Annotated in this window: 19 protein-coding genes; 14 read left to right on the top strand and 5 right to left on the bottom strand. The window is 72.7% G+C overall.

Annotated elements, in window-relative coordinates; all coding sequences use genetic code 11:
- The first annotated feature begins 109 nt into the window (after window positions 1-109).
- Window positions 110-1,444, top strand: coding sequence for a hemolysin family protein (locus ACZ3ZD_RS34365; protein ID WP_467406412.1), 1,335 nt, complete (start codon window positions 110-112; stop codon window positions 1,442-1,444).
- A complete protein-coding gene (locus ACZ3ZD_RS34360) occupies window positions 1,441-2,532 on the top strand; it encodes a hemolysin family protein (protein ID WP_467406408.1) in 1,092 nt (363 codons plus the stop codon). The genes ACZ3ZD_RS34365 and ACZ3ZD_RS34360 overlap by 4 nt, the downstream gene beginning before the upstream one ends.
- Window positions 2,533-2,542: 10 nt before the next feature.
- Here the strand turns inward: ACZ3ZD_RS34360 and ACZ3ZD_RS34355 are convergent, their stop codons facing one another.
- Window positions 2,543-4,417: an AAA family ATPase gene (locus ACZ3ZD_RS34355; RefSeq protein WP_467406406.1), complete on the bottom strand. Its 1,875-nt coding sequence runs from the start codon at window positions 4,415-4,417 to the stop codon at window positions 2,543-2,545.
- A 430-nt stretch (window positions 4,418-4,847) separates the two neighbouring features.
- Window positions 4,848-5,474 (bottom strand): uridine kinase family protein, encoded by a 627-nt coding sequence (locus tag ACZ3ZD_RS34350; RefSeq protein WP_467406403.1) that lies wholly within the window; start codon window positions 5,472-5,474, stop codon window positions 4,848-4,850.
- Between the two features lie 275 nt (window positions 5,475-5,749).
- On the opposite strand from ACZ3ZD_RS34350, the gene ACZ3ZD_RS34345 reads away from it, so the two are divergent.
- From ACZ3ZD_RS34345 to ACZ3ZD_RS34320, 6 genes are all read left to right on the top strand, one after another.
- Window positions 5,750-6,706 carry a hypothetical protein gene (locus tag ACZ3ZD_RS34345; RefSeq protein WP_467406401.1) on the top strand — a complete coding sequence of 319 codons (957 nt, stop codon included), beginning with the start codon at window positions 5,750-5,752 and terminating at the stop codon, window positions 6,704-6,706.
- 52 nt (window positions 6,707-6,758) lie between these two features.
- Window positions 6,759-8,285, top strand: a complete 1,527-nt coding sequence (locus ACZ3ZD_RS34340) for an amino acid permease (protein ID WP_467406397.1) — start codon at window positions 6,759-6,761, stop codon at window positions 8,283-8,285.
- Window positions 8,286-8,449: 164 nt separating this feature from the next.
- Window positions 8,450-9,814, top strand: a complete 1,365-nt coding sequence (locus tag ACZ3ZD_RS34335) for a peptidase C39 family protein (protein WP_467406393.1) — start codon at window positions 8,450-8,452, stop codon at window positions 9,812-9,814.
- 118 nt (window positions 9,815-9,932) lie between these two features.
- Entirely contained in the window at window positions 9,933-10,073 is a 141-nt protein-coding gene (locus tag ACZ3ZD_RS34330; protein WP_467406390.1) for an SCO1431 family membrane protein, read from the top strand.
- 72 nt (window positions 10,074-10,145) lie between these two features.
- A complete protein-coding gene (locus ACZ3ZD_RS34325) occupies window positions 10,146-10,799 on the top strand; it encodes a TetR/AcrR family transcriptional regulator (RefSeq protein ID WP_467406384.1) in 654 nt (217 codons plus the stop codon).
- 244 nt (window positions 10,800-11,043) lie between these two features.
- Complete coding sequence (locus ACZ3ZD_RS34320) at window positions 11,044-12,216, top strand: acyl-CoA dehydrogenase family protein (RefSeq protein ID WP_467406382.1); 1,173 nt, start codon at window positions 11,044-11,046, stop codon at window positions 12,214-12,216.
- On the opposite strand, the gene ACZ3ZD_RS34315 is transcribed toward ACZ3ZD_RS34320, so the two are convergent.
- Complete coding sequence (locus tag ACZ3ZD_RS34315; RefSeq protein ID WP_467406379.1) at window positions 12,179-12,421, bottom strand: hypothetical protein; 243 nt, start codon at window positions 12,419-12,421, stop codon at window positions 12,179-12,181. The two genes, ACZ3ZD_RS34320 and ACZ3ZD_RS34315, sit on opposite strands and share 38 nt — an antisense overlap.
- 138 nt (window positions 12,422-12,559) lie before the next feature.
- Here ACZ3ZD_RS34315 and ACZ3ZD_RS34310 point away from each other — a divergent pair, with 138 nt between their 5' ends.
- Both ACZ3ZD_RS34310 and ACZ3ZD_RS34305 read left to right on the top strand, forming a co-directional pair.
- The gene (locus tag ACZ3ZD_RS34310) at window positions 12,560-13,660 is read left to right on the top strand and encodes an Rv3169 family protein (RefSeq protein WP_467406376.1); all 1,101 of its coding nucleotides are present in this window, start codon (window positions 12,560-12,562) and stop codon (window positions 13,658-13,660) included.
- A 13-nt stretch (window positions 13,661-13,673) separates the two neighbouring features.
- Window positions 13,674-14,771 carry a phosphotransferase family protein gene (locus ACZ3ZD_RS34305; protein ID WP_467406374.1) on the top strand — a complete coding sequence of 366 codons (1,098 nt, stop codon included), beginning with the start codon at window positions 13,674-13,676 and terminating at the stop codon, window positions 14,769-14,771.
- A gap of 6 nt (window positions 14,772-14,777) precedes the next feature.
- On the opposite strand, the gene ACZ3ZD_RS34300 is transcribed toward ACZ3ZD_RS34305, so the two are convergent.
- Complete coding sequence (locus ACZ3ZD_RS34300; RefSeq protein ID WP_467406371.1) at window positions 14,778-15,212, bottom strand: hypothetical protein; 435 nt, start codon at window positions 15,210-15,212, stop codon at window positions 14,778-14,780.
- A gap of 234 nt (window positions 15,213-15,446) precedes the next feature.
- On the opposite strand from ACZ3ZD_RS34300, the gene ACZ3ZD_RS34295 reads away from it, so the two are divergent.
- The 4 genes from ACZ3ZD_RS34295 (at window position 15,447) to fxsA (ending at window position 19,573) form a co-directional block, all read left to right on the top strand.
- Window positions 15,447-15,887: an Lrp/AsnC family transcriptional regulator gene (locus ACZ3ZD_RS34295; protein ID WP_467406369.1), complete on the top strand. Its 441-nt coding sequence runs from the start codon at window positions 15,447-15,449 to the stop codon at window positions 15,885-15,887.
- Between the two features lie 122 nt (window positions 15,888-16,009).
- Window positions 16,010-17,617, top strand: coding sequence for an amidohydrolase (locus ACZ3ZD_RS34290; RefSeq protein WP_467406365.1), 1,608 nt, complete (start codon window positions 16,010-16,012; stop codon window positions 17,615-17,617).
- 535 nt (window positions 17,618-18,152) lie between these two features.
- Entirely contained in the window at window positions 18,153-18,947 is a 795-nt protein-coding gene (locus ACZ3ZD_RS34285; RefSeq protein WP_467406362.1) for a polyprenol monophosphomannose synthase, read from the top strand.
- 71 nt (window positions 18,948-19,018) lie between these two features.
- The gene (gene fxsA, locus ACZ3ZD_RS34280) at window positions 19,019-19,573 is read left to right on the top strand and encodes an FxsA family membrane protein (RefSeq protein WP_467406360.1); all 555 of its coding nucleotides are present in this window, start codon (window positions 19,019-19,021) and stop codon (window positions 19,571-19,573) included.
- 130 nt (window positions 19,574-19,703) lie between these two features.
- Here the strand turns inward: fxsA and ACZ3ZD_RS34275 are convergent, their stop codons facing one another.
- Window positions 19,704-20,078, bottom strand: coding sequence for an RNA polymerase-binding protein RbpA (locus ACZ3ZD_RS34275; RefSeq protein ID WP_003977404.1), 375 nt, complete (start codon window positions 20,076-20,078; stop codon window positions 19,704-19,706).
- Window positions 20,079-20,343 lie beyond the last annotated feature (265 nt).

The raw sequence follows: 20,343 nt of genomic DNA, 5'->3' as shown, positions 1-20,343 counted from the left end.
GCGCCCAGGGGTTCCTGCTACCCGAGGAGTGACTCCCTCCAGCGATGGACGGATCGTCCTGTAGTACCTGCGCCACCCCTGCCCGTCAGAACGGGAAGGCGGTGGCAGCGTGACCATCTCCCTGCTGCTCCTCGCAGCCGCGTTCCTGTTGATCCTCGCCAACGGCTTCTTCGTGGCCGCCGAGTTCGGCCTCGTGACGGTCGAGCGGCCGGAGGCCGAGCAGGCCGCCGCCGACGGCGACACCCGCGCCCGTACGGTCGTGGAGTCGCTGAAGGAGCTGTCCTTCCAGCTCTCCGGCACCCAGCTCGGCATCACCATCACCTCCCTGGTCGTCGGCATGCTCGCCGAACCGGCCCTGGCCGAGCTGCTGCACGGCCCGTTCGCCGCGCTCGGCATCCCCGACGGCGCCGCCTCCGGCATCGCCGTGGTCGTCGGCATGCTGCTGGCCTCCGCGATCCAGATGGTGGTCGGCGAACTCGTGCCCAAGAACTGGGCGGTGTCCCGGCCGCTGCAGGTCGCGCGCTTCGTGGCCGGCCCCCAGCACCGCTTCGCCCGCCTGTTCCGCCCGGTGATCTCCGCGCTGAACACGGTCGCCAACCGGCTGGTCCGCGCCCTCGGCGTCGAACCCGCCGACGAGCTGGCCTCCGCCCGCACCCCGGGCGAGCTGGTCTCGCTGGCCCGGCACTCCGCCCGGGCCGGCGCCCTGGAACAGGACACGGCCGACCTGTTCGTGCGCACCCTCTCGCTGGGCGAGCTGACCGCACAGCACGTCATGACCCCCCGGGTGAAGGTGAGCGCGCTCCAGGACTCGGCCACCGCCGAGGACGTCGTCAACCTCACCCGGGCCACCGGCCTGTCCCGCTTCCCCGTCTACCGGGAGAAGATCGACGAGATCGTCGGCATGGCCCACCTGAAGGACGCACTGGCCGTCCCGGTCCACGACCGGCTGCGCACCCCGGCCGGCCGCATCGCCCGCAAGGCGCTCCTCGTCCCCGAGACCCTGCCCGTCCAGCCGCTGCTCGCCCGGTTGCGCAGCGAGCAGCCCATCGCGGTCGTCGTGGACGAGTACGGCGGCACGGCCGGCGTGGTCACCCTGGAGGACATCGTCGAGGAACTGGTCGGCGAGGTCCGCGACGAGCACGACGCCAAGGACACGCCCGAGCTGGCCCCGGCCCCGCCCGAGGACGGCAGGCCCGCCTGGGACGTCGACGGCAGCTGCCGCGTCGACATCCTGCTGCGCATAGGCCTGGACGTGCCCGAGGGGCCGTACGAGACCGTCGCCGGTCTGGTTGCCGACCTCCTCGGCCGGATCCCGGCCCCCGGCGACCGGGCCGAACTGCCCGGCTGGCGGCTCTCGGTCCGCCAGGTCGGCCACTACCGCGCCGAACGGGTCCGCCTGGTCAGGACGGTCCCGGCCGGGAACGCGATGGAGGCCGCCCGATGAGCGTCCTCCAACTGGTCTTCGCGGGCCTGCTGGTGCTCGCCAACGGCTTCTTCGTGGGCGCCGAGTTCGCGCTCGTCTCCGTGCGCCGCAGCCAGATCGAACCGCTCGGCACCGCCCGGGCCCGCCAGGTGCTGTACGGCCTCGAACGGCTGCCGCAGATGATGGCCGCCGCCCAGTTCGGCATCACCGTCTGCTCCCTGACCCTCGGCGCGGTCGCCGAGCCGACGGTGGCGCACCTGCTGGAACCGGTGTTCGAGTGGGTCCGCCTTCCGCAGGGCATGGTCCATCCGCTGGGCTACGTCATCGCCCTGGCCGCGGTGGTCTTCTTCCACCTGGTGATCGGCGAGATGGTCCCGAAGAACCTCGCCATGGCCGCCCCGGAGAAGGCCGCGGTGTGGCTCAGCCCCGGCCTGGTGTACTTCGCGCGCCTGTGCAAGCCGATCACCGTGGCCCTCGGCGCCTGCGCCCAGGGCATCCTGCGGCTGTTCCGGGTCGAGCCGAAGGACGAGGTCGAGGCGGTCGTCACCACCGAGCAGCTCAACCGGCTGCTGGAGGACTCCGGCCAGGCGGGCCTGATCGACCCCGAGGAGCAGGAGCGCCTGGAAGACGCCCTGGAGCTGGGCTCCCGCCCGGTGACGGACGTCCTGCTGCGCCGGGAGTCGCTGGTCACGGTGGAGCCCTCGGTCACCCCGGGCGAGATCGTGGAGCTGACCGCCCGCACGGGCTACTCCCGCTTCCCGGTCGCGGCGAACGAGAAGGGCCCCTTCATGGGGTACGTGCACGTCAAGGACGTCCTCGACCTGGAGGACTCCGAACGGGCCGTACCGCAGCAGGTGTGGCGCCCGATGGCCACGCTCCGCGCCGAGCTGCCGCTCGACGACGCCCTCACCGTCATGCGCCGCGCGGCCACCCATCTGGCCCAGGTCGCCGACGCCTCCGGCCGGGTCCTGGGCCTGGTGGCCCTCGAGGACGTCCTGGAGATGCTGGTCGGCGAGGTAAGGGACCCCGCGCACCGGGAGGCTCCCGAGGTGCGGCTGACCGAACCGAGGGTGAGCGGGGAACCGGAGGAGGCCGGAGCGATGGCCTAGGCTGGGCGCCCTAGCTGTAGGACGACGGATCCTGCGGCCCCCGGCCCGACAGCACCTCGCCGTAGGCCTGCATCAGGTCGGGCAGCCGCAGGGTCGCCAGGTCCTCCCGGGACAGGGAACCGGGGTAGGACGACAGGCGGAGGTCCCGGTAGGCGCAGCTCTTCTCGTAGAGCGTCCGCAGGAACCGTCCGTTCCCCAGCTCGTCGATCCAGCCCTGGTCGACCACGTGCCCGGCGATGGACCGCAGCTCCTCCAGGGCCTCGTCGTCCCACTGGTCCCCGTTCTCCGCCGCGAGCACCTTGCCGATCTCGGTCAGCTCCGGCGGGCGGTAGGAGGGGAAGTCGACCCGGGTGGTGAAACGGGAGGACAGGCCGGGGTTGGCGGCGAGCAGGCGGTCCATGCCCTCCGGGTAGCCGGCCAGGATCACCACCAGGTGGTCCCGGTTGTCCTCGGCCCGCTTCAGCAGCACTTGCAGCGCCTCGTCGCCGTACGCGTCCCCCTTGCCGTACCCGGAGTTGGACAGCGCGTACGCCTCGTCCACGAAGAGCACCCCGCCGATCGCGGAGTCGATCAGCTCGTTGGCCTTCACGGCCGTCTGGCCCAGGTACTCGCCGACCAGGTCGGCCCGCTGGGCCTCCACGAGGTGGTCGCCGCCCAGCAGTCCCAGCGCGTAGAACACGCGGCCGAGGATCCGCGCGACCGTGGTCTTGCCCGTGCCGGACGGCCCGGAGAACACGAAGTGCCGTTTGGGCGGCTGCACCGGCAGCCCCTGCCCGGCCCGGAGCCGGGCCATGTTCAGCTGCGCCGACAACGCCTTGACCTGGCGCTTGACCGGTTCCAGCCCCACCATGCGCTCCAGTTCGGCGAGCGCCTCCTCCAGCAGCGCGGGGTCCGTCGGTCCGGCCGGGATCGGCGAGGCGGCCACCCCGGTCGGCCCCGTCTTCGTGCGCACCGAGGGGCCGGTCACCGACGGCAGCGGCCCCGTCGGCAGCTCGGGCTCGGACAGCCGCAGGTCCCGGCCCTCCATGCCGAACAGCGGATCGAACCCGTCCGGCCCGTCCACCGTGTCCTGCCCGGCGCCGGTCAGCGTGATCGAGGCGAGGCCGGCCGTCTCGTCGTACCCGTCGCCCTCGGAGATCGCGGCGAGCCGGGCGGAGGTGTCCATGAAGGCCGGGTCGACCCGGTGCACCGCCCGGTACAGGGGGAGCGCGGCGGCCGAGCGTCCCGTTCCCTCGTGCGCCCGCGCCAGCCAGTACCGCAGCTCCTTGCGCTGCGGCTGCTCGCTGCGGCACCGCATCAGCGCGGCCGCCAGCAGTGGTTCGGCCTGGCCGTAGATCTCCAGCCGGACCCGGGCCATGCCGCCGAACAGGCCGGCCTCGATGCCGAGCAGGGGGTCGTCCAGCAGCGGGTCGGTGTGCCGGACCAGCTGCTCCCAGTCCTTGACCAGGTAGGCGCGGCAGGCGTGCAGGAAGCGGACCTGCGGGTCGGCGTCGACCGGGGGCAGTCCGGCGAGGGCGCGGTCCAGCTCGGGCACGTGCCGGCCGTCCAGCCAGTGGGAGGCGTGCGCCAGCAGCAGATCGCGCGGGCTCTCCAGCACCGGCTGCACCCACCAGCCCAGCCAGTACCAGGAGTTGAGGGCGCGGCGGTGCCGAGTGCGCTGTTCGCCGAAGCGGTCGCGGTGCCGGAACATCCGCAGCAGCGCGGTGGTGGTGTCGACCCGGAGCGCGTGCAGCCCGAGCCAGGCGTCGGCCATGCCCGGGTCCATCCGCACCGCGGTGCGGAACTCCTCCTCGGCCTGCGGGTAGGCGCCCATCGTGTAGGCGTCCACCCCCCGCAGCCAGGCGAGGTCGGCCGGGGCCTCGGGGCCCTGCGTGCCGAAGTCCATCACGTCCCCCCACAAACCGTGCCCCCGTGGTTCACCGCCGGGCAGTCGCCCGACGGCCGCCGCGGTCGAACCGCTGTGCCGCGGACCGGAGTTGCAGGTGCGAGGCAGCCGCTCGAAAGGTCGCACCGAGGGCATCGTACCCGCGGTACCCGTGCGGGCCGAAGGGTGCCGCACAGGGCGTTCGGCGAGGTCGGGGCAGACGGGGCGCGCGGCTTTTCGTGACCCAGGGTGAGAGGTCCGGCGCGCGGGGCGGCCGGAAAAAGCGGGCCGGGGGCAGAACGAGGCCCCCGGTCACGGGGGAACAACCGGGGGCCTCGCGTCGCCGGGCGACTCCGAAAGCCGCACATTGAGAACGTAAGACCTGTACGGCCCCCCGGTCAAGCGGAGTTGGGGCACTCGGAGAAGTTGCCCAGCGAGGGTCTTCACCACTTCACCACATCGGGGACGGTCCATCACGCAGCGTCACATCCCGCCCGGCCCGGGACGTCGCTCCCGGCCCCGGCAGCACCTCGTAACCCTCCCGCCCCTGGAGCACCAGCAGGTCGGCATGGGGGCGCGAGGGGTCGGCGGCGAAGTGCGCTCGCTCCGCGGCGACCCACCCTTCCCAGAACTCCCGCTGCTCCGCGCCGTCCCGCCGCCGGCCGCGCGTCCAGGACTCCTCCTGGGGCAGCTCCATCCACAGCAGCCGGGCCAGATGCGGCCGCAGCGCCCGGCGGCCGGCGCCCACGCCCTCGATCAGGACGACCGGGGCGGCCGGCAGCGGGCGGGGGACACCGAAGGCGCGGGCCCGCCAGTCGTAGGGGGTGTAGTGCGCGCACTCGCCCCGGGCCAGGGGCTCGATCACCTGGGCCGTGAGCCGCCCGGTCCACGCGAAGAGCTGCTCGTGGCTGGCGATGTCGTCGAGATGGAGCACCGGGGCCCCGCCCAGCGCGTGCGCCAGCCGTGCGGCGAAGGTGGACTTCCCGGAGCCGGCGTGCCCGTCGACGGCGACCAGCCGGACCGGTCCCAGCGAAGGGGGGAGCCCGAGCAGCCGGGCGGCGAGTTCGTGAATGGTCATTCCCCGGGGTGCGTGTGGCCTGTGGGGCCGACGGTGCGGAGTGTGGGTTTTCCGTGAAACATTCTAGTGGGGCACACAGCGGCCGAACCGGGGGAGTCCCCGGGCCGGGAAAACGTCAGATTTTGAACCACCGGCTGGCGGCCAGTCAAAGGCGCCCGATAAACATGGCGAATCCCCTGACCGATATGTCGAATTAGGCGTTCCAGGTGGGGCCGACGCTGAGTAGGGTGCCTCCTGCGCACGGTGATGCATCGACGGCGATGGGGCAGGGGGACATGGTCGCGGACTTATTCGAGGGGCACTACGTATGGCACCCGGCGGCCGACGACCGCGTCCTGGCGAGCGTATGTGTCGACGTGCGCGCCGGCCGTTATCGGTACGCCCACGAGGCGCTCGCCGAGACGCGCCGCGACCCCGCCCTGCGCGCCCACCGCTCGCTGGTCCTCGCCTCCGAGGCGGCCGGCACCGACCTGGTGGAACGCTGGCTCGCCGAGGAGCCGACGCCCGAGGCCGCGCTGATGTGGGCCCGGGTCGCGGTGCAGCGCGCCCTGCGGGCCGCCGACGCGCGCGACGACCGCGCCGAGGCGCTGGAGCGGATCGCGCTGACCGCCTGCGACCGGGCCGCCGAGGCGGACCCGATCGACCCCACCCCCTGGGTCGCCCGGCTCGCCATGGCCCGGCTGCACCGGCTGCGCGACCCCGCCCCGCACGGCCTGCTCACCGCCCCGCCCGGCCCCTGGCGGCTGTTCGCGCACATCCTCTCCCTCGACCCCTGGCACCGCGAGGCCCACCACCGCTTCCTGTCCTTCTTCTTCACGCGTCACGGCGGCTCGGTCACCGCGGCCTGGGACGTGGCCGCCTTCCTCAGCCAGCGGGCGCCCGCCGACTCCGCCCTCCGGCTGCTGCCCCTGGTGGCCCTGGTGGAGAGCTACAACCCCACCCAGCTGCTCGCCGACCAGGTCTGGGAGCAGCCCCAGTGGCGCGCCACCGCGCTGTCGATCTACCAGAACTGGCTGCCCGAAGTGGCCGGTTACCGCTTCACCCCGGTGCTCGACCTCGCCTATCTCGCGCACGCGCTGGTCATGGGCCGGCGCGAGTTCGAGGCCCGGGCGGTCTTCACGGCGATGGGCCCCTACGCCTCGCGCATGCCCTGGAGCGCCTTCGGCGACCCCGCCGAGCAGCTCTCCCGGGCCCGGCGCGCCTGCGGCCTGCCCGTGCCGGGGCCCGCCTGACCCGCTCGCCCCCACCCCCCATCGAGAGAAAGGCCGATCTGTGTCGGAACGGATGTCGACCGCCCGGTCGCGGGCCCGCGCCGCGGACCCCGTCGTGCTCGACGACGACGCCACCCTGCACGCGATGGGTTATCCGCGAAGACTCACCCGGCGTTTCCAGGCGTTCGACAACTTCGCGATCTCGTTCACCATCATCAACATCCTCTCGGGTATTTTCTCGTCCTTCGGATTCGGTATGAACGCGGGCGGCCCGCGCATTCTCGTGTTCGGCTGGATCGGCGTCTCGCTCATGGTTCTGCTCATCGGTTCGGCCATGGCGGAAGTCGCCTCCGCCTATCCAACGAGCGGTGCGCTGTATTTCTCCGCGGGCAAACTCGCCAAGCGGCACAAAGGCGCCTGGTCCTGGTTCACGGGCTGGCTGAACTTCGTGGGCCAGGTCGGCGGCACCGCCGCCACCGGCTATGCCGCGGCCACCTTCATCCAGGTGTTCGTGCAGTTGCAGTGGCCGTCCTACCGGCCGACCGCGCACCAGACGGTCCTGATCACGGCCCTGGTCATCGTGCTCCAGGGGCTCGCCAACACCTACACCGTCCAGCTCGTCGCCGTACTGAACCGCATTTCCGTGTGGTGGCTGCTGATCGGACTCGTCGTGATCGTGGGCGCACTCACCGTGATGCCCGACCACCACCAGTCCGCTTCCTTCGTGACGCATTTCGAGAACAACACCGGCTTCACGAGCGGGCTTTACGGCGGCATGCTCGGCCTGCTCGTGACCAGCTGGACCTTCACCGGCTTCGACGGCAGCTTCCACATGTCCGAGGAAACGGTCCACGCGACGGTCAGCGCCCCGAAGGGCATCACCCGCGCCATCGGGTATTCGGCGGTCGCCGGCCTGGTCCTGATGCTGGCGCTGGTCTACAGCATCGGCGACTACGCCAAGGTGGCCGGAGCCGCCGCCCCGCCCGTCCAGATCCTCATCGACGGTCTCGGGCTGACCGCCGCCAAGGTGATGCTGCTCATCGTCATCGGCGCGATGCTCTTCTGCGGTCTGGCCAACCTCACCAGCAACACGCGGCAGATCTTCGCCTTCTCGCGCGACGGCGCCATGCCCGGCTCCCGCTGGTGGCACTCGGTCTCGCAGCGCACCCGCACCCCGGTGAAGGCCGTGTGGTTCGCGGTCGGCTGCTCGCTGGCCCTGGTGGTGCCGGGCTGGTGGTCGCACACGGCGTTCACCGCCATCGTCAGCGTCAACGTGGTCGGGCTCTTCCTGGCCTACGCCGTGCCGATCTTCCTGCGGCTGCGGCTCGGTGACGCCTTCCAGCCCGGGCCCTGGCACCTGGGCCGCTGGGGCAGGCCGGTCGGCTGGCTGGCGGTGGTCTGGATCCTGCTGAGCAGCGTCCTGTTCATGCTGCCGCAGGCCTCCCCGATCACCGTCGACTCCTTCAACTACGCGCCGATCGCGCTCGCCGCCGTCCTGCTGGTGGCCACGGTGTGGTGGTTCGCCACCGCCCGCCGCCGCTTCCAGGGGCCGGTGAGCTACGGGCGGCCGGACGAAGTGGCGGCGATGGACCTGGTCTGACCGGGCGCGGGTGCGGGTGTGCGAGGCCGGATCCGTCCTTCCAGTGGCCCACACCAATATTCGTGGCGCGGCATACGCGGAAGTGCTGGCAGCGCCATCCGGCCTCGTTCATAGTTGGCGCACCGGACCAGCCCGCCTCGGACACCCTGGGGGTCGTCGCGCCCATGAGCAGAGCCCAAGAGCCGTCCCGCAGAACCGTTCTGGCCGTGGCCGTCGCCGCCGCGGTGACCGGCACGGCGGCCCCCGCTGCCGCCGCCGCACCGCGCCCGGCCGCCGACGGCCCCGACCGGGCGGAGGGCCGTCCGATCGACTACCACGCCTGGACGACGTACGGGGACTGGCGCGCCGGCACCGCCCAGGGCACCCGGGCGGTGTCCGGCCGTCGTCCCGGCGTCGTGATCGGCGCCCCCGCCGGGCGCACCGACTACACCGACCCGCACACCGGCACCACCGCCACCTGGGAGTACGCCACCTGGACCGGCCCGGTGCACCGGCTCACCGTGCCCGCCACCGAGGTCGTCGCCTCCTGGAACGCGCACACCCCCGCCGGCACCTGGCTCCAGGTCGAACTGCAGGGCACGTACTCCGACGGCACCGAGACGCCCTGGTACGTGATGGGCCGCTGGGCGGCCGGCGACCAGGACATCAAGCGGACCTCGGTGGACGGCCAGACCGACGGCAGGAGCAGTGTCTGGACCGACACCTTCGCCGTCGACGACGCGAGCACCGGCCTGCGCCTGACGTCGTACCGGCTGCGCCTGACCCTGTACCGCCGGCCCGGCACCCGTCTCACGCCGACCGTCTGGCGGCTCGGCGCGATGGGCTCCGACATCCCCGACCGCTTCACCGTCCCGGCCTCCACCCCCGGCCTCGCCCAGGAACTGGCCGTCCCGCGCTATTCGCAGGAGATCCACAAGGGCCAGTACCCCGAGTACGACAACGGCGGCGAGGCCTGGTGCAGCCCCACCTCCTCGCAGATGATCATCGAGTACTGGGGCGGCCGGCTCACCCCCGAGCAGCTGTCCTGGGTCGACCCCTCCTACGCCGACCCGCAGGTGTGCAACGCGGCCCGCTTCACCTACGACCACCAGTACGAGGGCTGCGGCAACTGGCCCTTCAACGCCGCCTACGCGGCCACCTTCGAGGGGCTGCAGGGCATCGTCACCCGGCTCGCCTCCCTCGCCGACCTGGAGACGCTGATCGCGGCCGGCATCCCGGCCATCACGTCCCAGTCGTTCCTCAAGGAGGAGCTGACGGGGGCCGGTTACGGCACCTCCGGGCACCTGATGACCGTCATCGGCTTCACCGCCGACGGGGACGTGATCGCCAATGACCCGGCATCCCCGGACGACGCGGCGGTACGGCGCGTCTACCAGCGGCGCGAGTGGGAGAACATCTGGCTGCGCACCAAGCGGTACAACGCCTCCGGCAAGGTCGTCTCCGGCACCGGCGGGGTCTGCTACCTCTACTTCCCGGCCCATCCGACCCCGCACCAGCGCAGGGCGCTCGCCGCGGTGGGCGTGCGCTGAGGGCGGTGCCGCGCGGCCTGTGACCAAGCTCATCGCCGCACTCCCGGGCGCGGGTGGCATGGTGGACGCGAGGGGTGGGGACTTCCGTCGTACACGTCCGACCTCTGCGAGGACCACCATGACCGCACACCCGGCCACCGCCACCCGCGTCCGCACCGGAGGCCCCGGGGAAGACGGGCCGAAGATCCTCGAACACACCCTGGGCTGGGTCCTCGTCGCGGTGTTCGCCATGCTCGTCACCCAGCTCGGCCTGCTCTGAATCGACCGCTCACGTGTGCGACTTGTTCTGACATACTGCGGATGTCCCGCCGCGCCTAGTCCAGGGTCGACCGTGAACTTGCCGCACCAGCGTGCCGCCACCCAGGTGCGCGGCACCGAGCGCTCCGTGGCGCGCCGCGCCGAACTCATCGCCATCGGGCGGAGGTTGTTCGCCGACACGTCCTACGACGCGCTGTCCATGGACGACATCGCCCGCCAGGCGGGGGTCGCCAAGGGGCTGATCTACTACTACTTCCGGTCCAAGCGCGGCTACTATCTGGCGATCATCCAGGACGCCGTCACCGACCTGGTCACCTCCGCCGCCGACAGCCTCCGGCTGCCCGCCGTGGACCGCGCGCACCGCACCATCGACGGCTATCTGCGCTACGCCGAACACCACCAGGCCGCCTACCGCACCATCGTCAGCGGCGGCGTCGGCTTCGACACCGAGGTGCACGCGATCCGGGACGGCGTACGCGAGGCGATCATCGCCGCGATCGCCGAGGGCGCCTACGGCCGCGCCGACGTCTCCCCGCTGGCCCGGATGGGCCTGCTGTCCTGGGTGTGCGGCGTGGAGGGCGCCACCCTGGACTGGATCGCCCGTCCCCGGCTGTCCCGGGACGCCATGCGCGAGCTGCTGGTGAGGACGCTCGGCGGGGCCCTGCGCGCCGTCGAGGAACTGGACCCCGCCCATCCGGCACCGCCGCCGGCCCGCCGGGACGGCTGACCGCCGGGCCGATCGTTTCCGGCCGGTTCGGACCCCGCCGGACCCCCGGACTGGACGGCTGAAGTAAGCGGTCGTTAACTGGTGACGGGAGGTCCCCGATCGGGCATACTCACAGCGCATGCCGCAGGTCAGCAGCTTCCGCAACCCGGGAGCCGGTGTCTTCGGCCCAGCGCAACGATCAGGCGGAGCCGCCCCCCAACCCCGGGCCGGTCCGCCGGTGCCCGAACAGGGAGGAGCCGACGCCATGTCCGACCGCGACCCGCAGCCGGTGGAGCGTCAACTGCCCACGGAAGAGGCGAGGGATCTGCTCGCCCTCGTCCGGGACATCGCCCAGCGCGAGATCGCGCCCAAGGCCGCCGAGGAGGAGGACGCGGGCCGCTTCCCGCGCGAGATCTTCACCCTGCTCTCCGAGTCCGGCCTGCTGGGCCTGCCGTACGACTCGGAGTACGGCGGCGGCGACCAGCCGTACGAGGTGTACCTCCAGGTCCTCGAAGAGTTGGCCGCGGCCCGGCTCACCGTCGGTCTCGGCGTCAGCGTCCACACGCTCGCGTCCTACGCCCTCGCCACCTACGGCACCAAGCAGCAGCAGGTCGAGCACCTGCCGGCGATGCTGGGCGGCGGCCTGCTCGGCGCCTACTGCCTGTCCGAGCCGTCCTCCGGCTCCGACGCGGCCTCCCTGCGCACCAAGGCCGTCCGGGACGGCGACGACTGGGTGATCGACGGGACCAAGGCGTGGATCACGCACGGCGGCATCGCCGACTTCTACACCGTGATGGCCCGCACCGGCGAGGACGGCCCGCGCGGGATCACCGCCTTCCTCGTGCCCGGCGACGCGCCCGGCCTGAGCGGCGCGGCCCCCGAGAAGAAGATGGGCATGAAGGGCTCGCCCACCGCCCAGGTGCACCTCGACGGCGTCCGCGTCCCGGACGACCGGCGCATCGGCGAGGAGGGCCAGGGCTTCTCCATCGCCCTGGCGGCACTCGACTCCGGCCGGCTCGGCATCGCCGCCTGCGCCGTCGGCCTCGCCCAGGCCGCGCTGGACGAGGCGGTCCGCTACGCGACCCAGCGCCGCCAGTTCGGCCGGGCCATCGCCGACTTCCAGGGCCTGCGCTTCATGCTCGCCGACATGGCCACCCAGATCGAGGCGGGCCGCGCGCTGTACCTCGCGGCGGCCCGGCTGCGCGACGCCGGCCGGCCGTTCGCCAAGCAGGCCGCCATGGCCAAGCTGCACTGCACCGACGCGGCCATGAAGGTCACCACGGACGCTGTACAGATACTCGGCGGCTACGGCTACACCGCCGACTTCCCGGCCGAACGCTATATGCGCGAGGCCAAGGTCCTGCAGATCGTCGAGGGCACCAACCAGATCCAGCGGATGGTCATCGCCCGTCACCTGGCGGGACCAGAAGGTCGCTGAACTGGCCCGTGCGGACCGTGGGGGCGGCCAGCCGCACCCACTCCGGGTCGTGGCGGCCCGGCAGGGTGCGGCCCCGGTCGGCCCAGGTCCGCAGCAGGTCGCGGTAGATCGGCGGGTCCTGCGGCGCCGGCGGCGGAACCGATTCTGCCGGGCGCGGGACGAAAACGCGGCGCTGGAGCCCGGCCGTCGCGTACGTGAGGGTCATACCCGGACAACGCGGCAACGGCCGGACAGGTCACCGCCCGACAGGGTCGAGCGTCAGTTCAGGGCCCGTCCGGTACCCCCTCTGGCCACCTGCGGTCAGCTGACGTACCGTCAGCTGACCATCGTCCAGGGGGTGTCCGTGGCCGACGACCGTCCCGTACCGCTCGACGAGTACCCGGTGCACCAGGTGCCGCTCTCCATGAAGCACGTGGCCACCGGCGACCGGAACGCCTACGACCGCTGCATCTTCCACGTCTTCGACCACACCGGCCGCGCCCTGCTCATCCTCGGCCTCGGCGTCTACCCCAACCTGGGCGTGACCGACGCCTACGCCACCCTCCGCACCGGCGACACCCTGCACGCCGTGCGCGCCTCGGACGCCCTCGGTGAGGACCGGACCCGGCTCGCCGTCGGCCCGCTGCGCGTCGAGGTGGTACGGCCGCTGGAGCGCCTGCGCCTGGTCTGCACCGACGACCACCTGGCGTACGACCTCACCTGGACCGCCGCCTTCCCGGCCCTGTGGGAGCCGCACCACCTCCAGCGCCGGGGCGACCGGCTCACCCTGGAAGGGCGCCGCTTCGTCCAGGCCGGGCGGGTCGACGGCGTGATCCGGGCGGCCGGCACCGAGTTCGCCGTCTCGGCGGAGGACTGGACCGGCACCCGGGACCGCAGCTGGGGCGTGCGCCCGATACCCGGCGAGGACGGCGGCCGGCTCGCCGCCGACCAGCCCACCGAGGGCTTCCACTGGATCTGGTGCCCGGTCCGCTTCGAGGACCGCTTCCTGATGGTCGTCGTGCAGGAGGACGCCGACGGTTACCGCTCACTCAACGACGCCACCGTCGTCCGCCCCGGCCACCGCGACCGCCAACTCGGCTGGCCCCGGGCGGAGATCGGCTACCGCTCCGGCACCCGGCACCCCGAGCACGCCGTCGTCCACCTCGGTGACGCGCGCGAACCGCGGGAACTGGAGGTGGAGATCCTCGCCTCCTCACCGCTCGCCGTCGGCGCGGGCTATCCACCGGCCGACGACTGGCAGCACGGCACCTGGCGCGGCAGCGGCTGGGTGGACCGCCGTACCTACGACATGACGGCACCGCACCCGCTCGCCGCCTACGGCGTCACCGACCACTCCGCGCGCTTCCGCATGGAGGGGCGGACCGGGTACGGCATCTTCGAGCACGGCTCGTTCGGCCGGCACGACCCGAGCGGGTTCACGGACTTCACCTCCACAGCGCCGTAAGGGGGCTTCGCCCATGGCCACGGCACCTCGTCCGCGCACCACCACACGGGACCCCGCGGAACTGACCCGGCGCCTCACCGCCTGGCTCCGCACCCGGCTCCCGGGAGCCCGGGCCACCGGCGTCACCGTCCCCGCCTCCAACGGCATGTCGAGCGAGACCCTGCTGTTCGACATCGACCATCCGCGGCCGCCGGTACGCTCCTGCGCGCTGCGGATGGCGGCCGACCCGGCGGCGTACACCGTCTTCCCGGAGTACGACATGGCCCGCCAGTACCGCATCCTGGAGCTCGTGGCCGGGCGCACGGACGTGCCCGTACCCCGGGTGCTGTGGCTGGAGGAGGACCCGGCCCCGCTCGGGGCGCCGTTCTTCGTCATGGAACGGGTGACCGGGCGCGTGCCGCCGGACGTCATGCCGTACACCTACGACGGCAGCTGGCTGCACGCGGCGAGCGACGCCGAACGCGAGCACCTGGAAGCGGCCACCATCGGGCTGCTGGCCCGGCTGCACGACCAGCTGCCGCTGTCCGAGGCCCCGTTCCCCGACCCGCCCGGACCGGGCGACGCCCTGGACCGGCACGTGGCCGCCCAACGCGCCTACTACGCCTGGGTGGTGGACGGTCTTGCCCGCTCACCCCTCGTCGAGGCCGCGTTCGACCGGCTCGCCGAACTGTGGCCGAGCGAGCCCGGCGAACCCGTCCTCACCTGGGGGGACGCCCGCATCGGGAACGTCGTCTACGACGGCTTCGAGCCCGTCGCCGTACTGGACTGGGAGATGGCGGCGCCCGCCCCGCGCGAGGTGGACCTCGGCTGGACGATCTACCTGCACCGGTTCTTCCAGGACCTCACGACCGGCGCGGGCCGGCCCGGGCTGCCCGGCCTGCTGCGCCGCGACCGGGTCGAGGCCCGCTACGCCCGCCTGACCGGGCACACCCCGCGGGACATGGACTTCCACCTGCTGTACGCCGCCCTGCGGCACGCGATCGTCATGCTGCGGATCGCCTACCGCCGGGTGCACTTCGGGGAGGCCGGCCTCCCGGCGGACCCGGACACGCTGATCCTGCACCACGACAGCCTGCGGGCCATGGTGCAGGGCACCTACGGGAAGTGGTGAGGCGGCTCAGGCGGCCTGGCGGCGCATCACCGGCATGCGCATCGGGCGCGAGCCCGGGCCGCCGACGTGCGAGAACGGCTGCGTCCGCCAGTCGAGACCCTGGGGGAGCGTCAGCAGCAGGGCCGTGTCCTGCTCCTGCGGTTCGAACGACTCGTCCGCGGGACGGGCGTCGGCCGCCGCACGGCCCGTACCCGCGCACACCGTGAGCCCGAACGGGTTCCACGGCGAGGCGCACAGCGCGTGCTCCGGCAGGACCTCCTCGTCCGCCAGCAGCGCGATCGGCTGCGCGCAGTCCGGGCAGATCACCCGGTACATCTCGAAGGTGTCGTAGGCGTCCGGTTCGTCGTCGAAGGCGTCGGGTTCGACGCCCTCCGGCTCGGGCTCGGCGACCGGCTGCCGGTGTGTGGACGCGGACCTACCAGGACGGTGGGTGCTCTGCATGGGATTCTCCCCCTAAGGCTGGGCCGTGAAGGCACTGCGGCCTCGACCACAGCAAGCACTTCCCGTCCGGTCTCGGCGGTAATCACGAGAACATCACGGAGCCTGTTCGAGGGGTGTGGCGTTCGTCACATGCGCAGGGCAGATGCCCGTCCCGGTGCTTTTTCCACGGAACAGGGAGTGACCTGCGCCTCCGAGGTATCCGTGGAGATCACCCGCCCTGTAGGTTGTGGCGGCATGGAGGAGCTGGACCGTCAGATCGTGCAGCTGCTCGTCAAGGACGGGCGGATGAGCTACACAGACCTGGGCAAGGCCACGGGCCTGTCCACGTCGGCCGTGCACCAGCGGGTGCGCCGGCTGGAGCAGCGTGGCGTCATCCGCGGTTACGCCGCGGTGGTCGACCCCGAGGCCGTCGGGCTGCCGATGACCGCGTTCATCTCGGTGAAGCCGTTCGACCCCAGCGCCCCCGACGACATCGCGGACCGCCTCGCCGGCGTCCCCGAGATCGAGGCCTGCCACAGTGTGGCCGGCGACGAGAACTACATCCTCAAGGTCCGTGTCTCCACCCCGCACGAACTCGAGGAACTGCTGGCCCGGGTGCGCTCGCTGGCCGGGGTCTCGACGCGGACGACGGTGGTCCTCTCGACACCGTACGAGGCCCGGCCCCCCAAGATCTGACCACCACCCGCCGTACCGGCCCCTCCAGAGGCGACCCGGGTACGGCTCCCGCCCCGGCGCCGGCCCCTCCGGAAGGTGCCCCAGGTGTGGCTGCCGCCCGGCGCCGGGAGAAACTGTCGGTCATGAGCAACCGCACCGCCGAGCCAGCCCAGACCGTCCTGCTCCGCCGCGGCGAGGTGCACAGCCCCGCCGACCCCTTCGCCACCGCGATGGTGGTGGAGCGCGGCCAGGTCGCCTGGGTCGGCTCCGAGGGTGCCGCCGACGCCTTCGCCGACGGCGTGGACGAGGTGGTCGACCTCGACGGCGCCCTCGTCACCCCGGCCTTCACCGACGCCCATGTGCACACCACCGCCACCGGCCTCGCCCTGACCGGCCTGGACCTGTCCGACGCCCCCTCCCTGGAGGCGGCCCTCGCCCGGATCCGCGAGTTCGCCGCCGCCCGCCCGGACGACCGGGTCCTGCTGGGCCACGGCTGGGACGCCGCCCGCTGGCCCGGCGGCCGCCCGCCGGCCCGCACCGAACTGGACGAGGCCACCGGTGGACGCCCCCTGTACCTGACCCGCATCGACGTGCACTCCGCGGTCGTCACCACCGCCCTGCTGGACCTGGTCCCCGGCGCCGTCCCGCGCGAGGACGCCCCGCTCACCGGGGACGCCCACCACGCCGTCCGCGAGGCCGCCCTCGCCGCCGTCACGTCCGCCCAGCGCGCCGAGGCCCAGCGCACCGCCCTGGCGCACGCCGCCTCCCTCGGCATCGGCACCCTGCACGAGTGCGGCGGCCCGCACATCTCCTCCGAGGACGACTTCACCGGCCTGCTGCGGCTCGCCGCCGAGCTGCCGGGCCCCCGGGTGGTCGGCTACTGGGCCGAGCAGGACACCGCCAAGGCCCGCGAGCTGGGCGCGGCCGGCGCCGCGGGCGACCTGTTCGCCGACGGCGCCCTCGGCTCGCACACCGCCTGCCTGCACGAGCCGTACGCCGACGCCGGCCACGCCGGCACCGCCCACCTGGACGCGGACGCCGTCGCCGCGCATGTCGTGGCCTGCACCGAGACCGGCCTGCAGGCCGGCTTCCACGCCATCGGCGACGCCGCCGTGGCCACCGTGGTCGACGGCGTCCGCGCCGCCGCCGGCAAGCTCGGCCTCGCCCGCGTCCGCGCCGCCCGGCACCGCGTCGAGCACGCCGAGATGCTCACCCCCGAAACCGTCGCCGGCTTCGCCGAACTGGGCCTGATCGCCTCCGTCCAGCCCGCCTTCGACGCGCTGTGGGGCGGCGAGGACGGCATGTACGCCCGGCGTCTGGGCGCCCGGCGGGCCCGCACCCTCAACCCGTTCGCCGCGCTGCTCCGCGCCGGGGTGCCGCTCGCCTTCGGCTCCGACAGCCCGGTCACCCCGCTCGACCCGTGGGGCACGGTCCGCGCCGCCGCCTTCCACCACACGCCTGAGCACCGGATCTCCGTCCGCGCCGCGTTCACCGCCCACACGCGGGGCGGCTGGCGGGCCGTCGGCCGCGACGACGCGGGCGTCCTGGTGCCGGGCGCGCCCGCCGACTACGCCGTCTGGCGCACCGACGAGCTGATCGTCCAGGCCCCCGACGACCGGGTCGCCCGCTGGTCCACCGACCCCCGCTCCGGCACTCCCGGGCTGCCCGATCTCACCCCGGGCCGTGACCTGCCGGTCTGCCTGCGCACCGTGGTGGGCGGGCGGACGGTGTTCGTACGGCCGGGCGAGTGATCTCCCGGGGTGGCGCGGCGGCCGGCCGCCGCCGCGGTCCCGCCGCCCGACCTGCGCATCCTCCCCACCGACCGTGGTTCCTGTGCTGTCTTTCCAGGTCAGGGGGCTGTTGACAGTCGGCGGCCAGGGGCCGGTAGGTTCGGCCGAGTCCACCACCGGACGCCCGTCCGGCGGACGTTCAGCCGACTCGCCGCAGCGCCGCTGGGTCAGGGACGGTGTGCCGCACCGGGGCACCGTCGCTGGGAGCCAGGCCCAGCGCCCGCGCCGAAGAGGGAACGTTCAGGCTGGTCGGCCAGGTGTGACCCGGGTGGGGCCCGGGCGTTCAGTAGACAACGGCTTTCGGTCGATCCGCAGCCAGCGGGTCCCAGGTCGGCCCGAAGGGCGCCGGGCCCCCATCCGCCGTGGCAGGCGGTGCCGAAAAGATCAGTCTTACCCCCTTCTTGTGGAATCGACACCACAAGAAACTCGCGCCGTCCTGTCCTCCCAGGCCGTGACCACTATGGTGGACTCCTGCGTACGACATGAAGGGGCAGCAGTGAACGACGGCGACGGGACCCTCGCGGCCAAGGCCCAGGGGAGGCAGTTCGGTCCGCTCGGCACGGCCTTGGTGATCATCCCGACCTACAACGAGGCGGAGAACATCAAGTCCATCGTCGGCCGGGTGCGCAAGGCCGTCCCCGAGGCGCACGTACTGATCGCGGACGACAACAGTCCCGACGGCACCGGCAAGCTCGCCGACGAGCTGACCGCCGAGGACGACCACGTCCACGTCCTGCACCGCAAGGGCAAGGAGGGTCTCGGCGCCGCCTACCTCGCGGGCTTCCGCTGGGGCCTGGAGCGGGACTACGGCGTGCTGGTCGAGATGGACGCCGACGGCTCCCACCAGCCCGAGGAACTGCCCCGGCTGCTCACCGCGCTCAAGGGCGCCGACCTGGTCCTCGGCTCCCGCTGGGTGCCAGGCGGCCGGGTGGTGAACTGGCCCAAGTCCCGGGAGTTCCTCTCGCGCGGCGGTTCCACCTACTCGCGGCTCATGCTCGACGTGCCGATCCGGGACGTCACCGGCGGCTTCCGGGCCTTCCGCCGCGAGACCCTGGAAGGGCTCGGCCTCGGCGAGGTCGCCTCGCAGGGCTACTGCTTCCAGGTCGACCTGGCCCGTCGTGCCGTGAAGGCCGGCTACCACGTCGTCGAGGTCCCCATCACCTTCGTCGAGCGCGCGCTCGGCGACTCCAAGATGAGCCGGGACATCGTGGTCGAGGCGCTGTGGCGGGTCACCGCCTGGGGCGTCGGGGACCGCCTGGGCAAGCTCACCGGCAAGGACAAGCACGCCTAGCACACCGGGTCCCGGCTCCGGCTGAGCGCTCCCTTATCCGGTGCTGAGCCGCGCCCAGGCACACTGGGAGCATGACGACTGGCACTCCGACCTCCCCGTCCACCCGCCGCCGGCGCTCCCGGCTGCGCAGGTATCTGCCGCTGGGCCTCGTCGTGTGGCTGGTGCTGGAGATCTGGCTGCTGACCCTGGTCGCCGGCGCGGCCGGCGGGCTCACCGTGTTCCTGCTGCTGGTCGCGGGTTTCGTGGCCGGTTCCGTGGTCATCAAGCGGGCGGGCCGCCGCGCCTTCCGGAACCTGAACGAGGCACTGCGCCAGGGCGGCTCGCCGGCCCGCGGCGGCGGCAACGGCCTGACGATGCTCGGCGGCCTGCTGCTGATGATCCCCGGCCTGCTCTCGGACGCGGCCGGGCTGCTCTTGCTGCTCCCGCCGGTGCAGAAGGCGGTGAGTCGCATGGCGGAGAGCGCCCTGGAGCGCGGTCTGCGCAAGGCTGCCCCGGGCACCCTGGGCGACGCCTTCCAGCAGGTCCGCATGCACCGGCCCGACGGCAGGGTGGTGCAGGGCGAGGTCATCAGGCACGACGACCCGTACGACACCCCGCAGGGTCCCCGCCCGCCGCTGACGCGCTGACGCGGCGCGGCCGAGCGTCCGCACCCCGCGCGCACGACCGCGGGCGTCGTACATGAGATCATGTACGACGCCCGCGGTCGTTGTGCGTTTCGCGCTGTATGAAGCAGCCGGGCCCGATAGGGCCGGGCGACTAGGCGCTCTTGCGGCTGTCCCTGGGGTGGACCGCGATGTTCATCGCCCCCGAACGCAGAACAGCCAGACGCTCCTCAAGGACCTCTTCGAGTTCCTCACGGGTGCGCCGCTCCATCAGCATGTCCCAATGGGTACGCGCGGGCTTGGCCTTCTTCTCCTCAGGGCCGTCACCGTCCACCAGGAGTGCCTGGGCACCGCAGACCTTGCACTCCCACTCCGGCGGGATCTCCGCCTCCACAGAGAAGGGCATCTCGAACCGGTGCCCCTTCTCACATGCGTACTCCACGGCCTGGCGCGGGGCCAGGTCGATGCCGCGGTCCGTCTCGTAGCTGGTCACCACGAGGCGCGTACCGCGAAGAGCTCGCTCACTCATGAATCGTGCCTCCCGGGCTTGTCGCCCACAGGACAGGTGTCGCTGTCGTCGTCATCCGGTCAACGTCCGGTCGGCGGTAAAGATTCCCGTTCCGAGTCCCGTTCCGGGTCGTGCGTCGCCGTCGTAGCCGCCCCTTGTTCTACCCACAGGCGCCCGGTTTGTCACATCTGCTAGCGGATGTCACCCAGCGTTTCGGCATCTTTGACGCGCAGTAACGGTACGCCTGGCAGGCCAAACGCGTACACTACCGCCCTTTCACGCCGAG

The organism is Streptomyces sp. NPDC023481 (assembly GCF_055560195.1).
The sequence above is the reverse complement of the archived record's forward strand: the minus strand, read 5'-3'. Positions and strand labels throughout refer to the sequence as shown.